This window comes from Agrobacterium sp. CG160-95, assembly GCF_053521725.1.
Window position 1 is genome coordinate 1 of the sequence record NZ_JBNWDU010000016.1, and the last position, 866, is coordinate 866.

1 protein-coding gene is annotated in these 866 nt (G+C 56.5%); it reads left to right on the forward strand.

Annotated elements, in window-relative coordinates:
• Positions 1-866: ISNCY family transposase (locus ACQZ63_RS27235; RefSeq protein WP_448799593.1), on the forward strand; the 866-nt coding region annotated here is incomplete at both ends.

Genomic DNA, 866 nt, shown 5'->3' on the forward strand with positions numbered 1-866 from the left:
GCGGCCGAGAAGCTTAAGGAAGAGCATGGCGTCACAGTCTCGCGTGAGACGCTGCGTAAGTGGATGCAGGATGCTGGCATATGGCTTTCGAGAAAACAGCGGCGGGCGTTTCATCAGCCGCGGTTGCGGCGCGAGGCTTATGGTGAACTGGTGCAGATCGACGGCTCCGAGCACCGCTGGTTTGAGGACCGTGGCCCTGCGTGCTCTCTGCTGGTCTTCGTCGACGATGCGACCGGAAAGCTGATGCAGCTGCGGTTTGTTCGATCGGAGAGCGCTTTTACCTATTTCGAGGCGCTTTCGCTTTACCTTGAAGAGCATGGCGCACCTATCGCCTTTTACTCCGACAAACATTCCGTTTTTCGTGTCGCCCGGAAAGACGCCAAGGGTGGGCAAGGCATGACGCAGTTTGGTCGCGCGCTATCGGAGCTGCACATCGAGATCCTTTGCGCCAATTCCAGCCAGGCCAAGGGACGCGTCGAGCGTATGAACAGGACATTGCAGGATCGGCTGGTCAAGGAATTGAGGCTTGCCAATATCAGTGACATGGAGACCGGCAATGCGTTTCTGCCAGCCTTCATCGAGCGATACAATGACCGCTTTGCGGTGACCCCTACCCGCCCCGACAACCTCCATCGGCCTGTCAATCTGGCGCCAAGCAGGCTGAATGACGTGCTTTGCAAACGCGAGCAAAGACACGTCGGCGCACAGCTTTCATTCTCCTATGAGCGCAAACGCATCATGCTTGAGGAGAACGACGTCACGCGCGGCCTGGTTGGAAAGTATGTCGAGACATTCGCTTACGTTGATGGTCGACTGGATATTCGATGGAAAGGTCACTCGTTGCCTTACAAGATCTTCGACAAGGA